The sequence below is a fragment of the Rheinheimera sp. genome, assembly GCF_030690345.1.
Classification (GTDB): Bacteria; Pseudomonadota; Gammaproteobacteria; order Enterobacterales; family Alteromonadaceae; genus Alishewanella.
Genome location: NZ_JAUYGV010000003.1, coordinates 1 through 3,586, shown reverse-complemented (window position 1 = coordinate 3,586; position 3,586 = coordinate 1). Strand labels below are relative to the sequence as shown.

The 3,586-nt window shown below is 49.5% G+C and carries 4 protein-coding genes and 4 tRNA genes; all 8 read right to left on the bottom strand.

Going from position 1 to position 3,586, the window contains the following annotated elements:
- The coding region (locus tag Q8O77_RS04800) for a GTP-binding protein (RefSeq protein ID WP_008899710.1) at positions 1-129 on the bottom strand (129 nt) is incomplete at its 3' end.
- Positions 130-203: 74 nt separating this feature from the next.
- Positions 204-279: transfer RNA gene (locus Q8O77_RS04795), tRNA-Thr, on the bottom strand.
- 12 nt (positions 280-291) lie between these two features.
- Positions 292-366: transfer RNA gene (locus Q8O77_RS04790), tRNA-Gly, on the bottom strand.
- A gap of 32 nt (positions 367-398) precedes the next feature.
- A tRNA-Tyr gene (locus Q8O77_RS04785) sits at positions 399-483 on the bottom strand.
- A gap of 5 nt (positions 484-488) precedes the next feature.
- Positions 489-564: transfer RNA gene (locus tag Q8O77_RS04780), tRNA-Thr, on the bottom strand.
- Between the two features lie 111 nt (positions 565-675).
- Positions 676-1,371 carry a type III pantothenate kinase gene (locus Q8O77_RS04775; protein WP_305551710.1) on the bottom strand — a complete coding sequence of 232 codons (696 nt, stop codon included), beginning with the start codon at positions 1,369-1,371 and terminating at the stop codon, positions 676-678.
- A gap of 1 nt (position 1,372) precedes the next feature.
- On the bottom strand, positions 1,373-2,356 hold the full coding sequence (gene birA, locus Q8O77_RS04770; protein WP_305551709.1) for a bifunctional biotin--[acetyl-CoA-carboxylase] ligase/biotin operon repressor BirA: 984 nt from the start codon (positions 2,354-2,356) through the stop codon (positions 1,373-1,375).
- Complete coding sequence (gene murB, locus Q8O77_RS04765) at positions 2,353-3,363, bottom strand: UDP-N-acetylmuramate dehydrogenase (protein ID WP_305551708.1); 1,011 nt, start codon at positions 3,361-3,363, stop codon at positions 2,353-2,355. Before murB ends, birA begins: the two co-directional genes overlap by 4 nt.
- Positions 3,364-3,586: the final 223 nt, after the last annotated feature.

Here is a 3,586-nt window from a genome sequence, read left to right as displayed (position 1 = left end):
CTGACCGCCGTAATGCTTAGCCAGTACGTTTGTGATTGCTGCAGTTAAAGTAGTTTTACCGTGGTCAACGTGACCAATGGTGCCTACGTTTACGTGCGGTTTATTACGTTCAAATTTAGCCTTAGCCATGTATAGACCCTTTTTGCAAAACGGCGGTTATTTAAAATTAGTTTAGTGTTTGGATAGCAAGAGAGGTGTCAAGATGGTGCTGATACCCAGAATCGAACTGGGGACCTCATCCTTACCAAGGATGCGCTCTACCGCCTGAGCTATATCAGCAACGTTTTTGATTGGAGCGGGCAGCGGGAATCGAACCCGCATCTTCAGCTTGGAAGGCTGAGGTAATAGCCATTATACGATGCCCGCGGCCTACTCGTAGCTATTCTTCCTGACGAAGATGGTGGAGGGGGAAGGATTCGAACCTTCGAAGGCAGTGCCGGCAGATTTACAGTCTGATCCCTTTGGCCACTCGGGAACCCCTCCACTAATGGTGCCGCTTATCCGAGTCGAACGGATGACCTACTGATTACAAGTCAGTTGCTCTACCAACTGAGCTAAAGCGGCACTACGTCAGTGGGTGCGAATTCTAGTGGAATGCCCTGGGTCGTGCAACAGAAAAAACCAAAAAAGCACTAAATTCCTGCCTAAGCGTTCATAAAGTGCACAAATTGACAGTTACATATCAATATAACGCGCCAATCCCTGGAAAATCAGTAAAGGTTCCACCACCAGTGGTAAATCAGCCAGATAAGGTTTAAGAAATTTACTGTCTCCCCCGGTCAGCAACAGCTTGTCACAGGGTGTTTGCTGCCACGCCAACCGCACTGCGCCTGAAACTGCGGCTAAACAACCATTTTGTAAGCCTGTGACGGTATCAGTACCGGGCTCCAGCCGGCCATTAAACATTTCAGAGTTGAATACTTTTGCGGTGTTTTTTACCACTGCCTGCTGCTGCATTTTCAGGCCGGGGATAATCCAACCGCCGCCGTGCTGGCCATCTTTATCTAACCAATCGACCGTTACTGCTGTGCCTGCATCAACAATCAGCACATTTTTTGCCGGAAACAACAACTGCGCACCTAACATCGCCAACCAGCGGTCAACACCCAGCGTCTGCGGTTGCTGATAACTGCTACGGACACCATAGGCCTGCGCATCAGAGTGCACCTGGCGCCAGGGTAAATGATCCAGCCCCAGTAGCTGCTTAATCACCGCCACCTTCTCCTGCGATGCTACGCTGGCAAAGTACACAGCTTTAATCGGCAACTTTGCCAGATTATCCGGCGCCAGTTGCGGTAAAGCCGTTACTTTGCCCTGCTTGACCAGCGCGGCTTTCTCACGGGTATTACCAATATCCAGCAATAAATACATGCTAATCTCCCGCGCGTAAACTAAGTTCGCCACCAAAGTACGCCTGCACACCTGAGGCCGTTTTAATCAACAAGGCACCTTGTTTATCAACGCCGAGACAAATGCCCTTTATCTCTGTGTTACCGATAAGCTTTACTGCCTTGTCACGGTACTGATTATACTGAGCAAACTCATCAACAAAGCCGGTAAAACCGTTTTCGCTAAACTCCGCAAGCAAGGCAAGCAATTGTTGCTGTAACAAAGCCACCAGCAGGTTACGGTCAATCACCTGGCCAGATGCATCGGCTAAATCAATATACTGCTGATCTATACTGTTCAGTGCCTGCTGCGGCAAGCGGATATTCATACCAATACCAATAATAACATCGCAGCCGGCATGGGCCTGCCCCGCCAGTTCCACCAGGATACCGCATAGCTTTTTACCATCAACATAAACATCATTGGGCCATTTAACCTTAGCCTCAACCTGATACTGCTGTTTCAGCATTCTTGCTATGGCGATGGCCACCACCAAGCTTAATCCCATGGCGGCCTGAATACCCTGCTCCAGTCGCCAGTACATAGAGAAATATAAACTGGCCGCAAAAGGTGAATACCAGTTACGACCACGCCGGCCTCTGCCTGCAGTTTGCGCCTCTGCCACTAAGGTATAACCGGGTTGCGTTACCAAGCCATCCTGTACTTTCTGCATTAACTGGCTGTTAGTTGAATCGGTAATATTTTGCACCAGGATGTCTGCATTGCCACTTTGCCTTAACTGACTTATCTTTGCCGCATCTAATAAAGTCAGCGGCTCTGCGAGACAATAACCACGGCCTTTCACTTTATAGATATCCAGCCCAAGCTGTTGCAGTTGCTTAATATGGTTAGCAACCGCCGTTCGGCTTAATCCCAGAGTATCTGCCAGCACCTGACCAGATTGAAATTCCCCTCCGCTTAAGGCACTAAGCAGTTGGCGCTGGGTAACTAAGCTGGCTTTGCTCATCTGACCGGCTGTCCGGCACTATTTAGCATGCGTACTTCGGCTTCTAACTGGACGCCGTAAGCTCCCAGCACTTGCTGCTGCACAGCAGTAATAAGCTGTTCCAGCTGAGCCGGCGTACCTGCACCGTGATTTACCACCACCAGCGGCTGTAACTTATAGCAACCAACGTCACCATAACGCTTAGCTTTAAAGCCTTGTTGTTCAATTAACCACGCTGCCGGAACCTTTACGCTATCGTCGGCCTGGATAAAACACGGCATGTCAGCATATTTTGCTTTCAGCGCAGTGTATTGCTGTTTGGCAATAACCGGATTTTTAAAGAAGCTACCGCAATTGGCCAGCACAGCAGGGTCCGGCAATTTACTGCTACGCACGGCGATAATCTGTTCGAATATACTGCTGATAGCCGCGTCAGCAGGCAGATGATCCAAGCCTTTATATCCCAACACCGGAAGAGGTTGCTTACTCAAGCACAAGCCCACCGCAATGATAATACCTTTACCCGCCAGGGCATGCTTAAACACGCTGTCACGGTAGCCAAACTGGCAACGACCCGCAGCAATACGCTGTACTTTGCGCTGTTGCCAGTGATAAAAATCAACATATAAACAGCTGTCTGCCAGTTCAACGCCGTAAGCACCGATATTCTGCACCGGCGCAGCACCAACGGACCCCGGGATTAGCGCCAGGTTTTCTATACCCCACAGCTGCTGTTCAACAGCCCAGCTAACCAGTTGATGCCAGTTATGACCAGCCTCAACATGTATTAACACATGCTGCGGATCCAACTGTGTAACAGTTTTGCTGTCGGCGACAAAACGGCATACGGGTGCGATAAGATCCTGCATAAAAATGGTATTGCTGCCCTCACCCAGCACAACAGGAGTGGTATCGGAGTGGAAGTTATCCAAATCTGCAACAGAATCAAGCTCTGTAACAGCGGCCAGCTGAGCATTAAAGCGGAAAGTAGAATAAGGGACGGCAGAAATATTAGTGAAAGTGCGCATGATCAGGCCAGTTAACGCGAATACCGCTATTGTAATGATGTGGTTGAAGAAGCGCAAAGCAAAAAGCCCGGCTCTTACGAGTCGGGCTTTGCTTAATTGGGAGGCTGCGGGGCTGGCCATCCAGCGGTGAACTACCGCAATACCAATAAAAAAACCCTTCGTTTTCACGAAGGGTCTGTTTATTTGGGAGCCTGGCGGTGAACTACTCTCGCATAGCGAATGC

Coding starts and splice junctions, on each gene's coding strand:
- murB (WP_305551708.1), bottom strand. CDS start 3,363: ATGCGCACTTTCACTAATATTTCTGCCGTCCCTTATTCTACTTTCCGC.
- Q8O77_RS04775 (WP_305551710.1), bottom strand. CDS start 1,371: ATGTATTTATTGCTGGATATTGGTAATACCCGTGAGAAAGCCGCGCTG.
- birA (WP_305551709.1), bottom strand. CDS start 2,356: ATGAGCAAAGCCAGCTTAGTTACCCAGCGCCAACTGCTTAGTGCCTTA.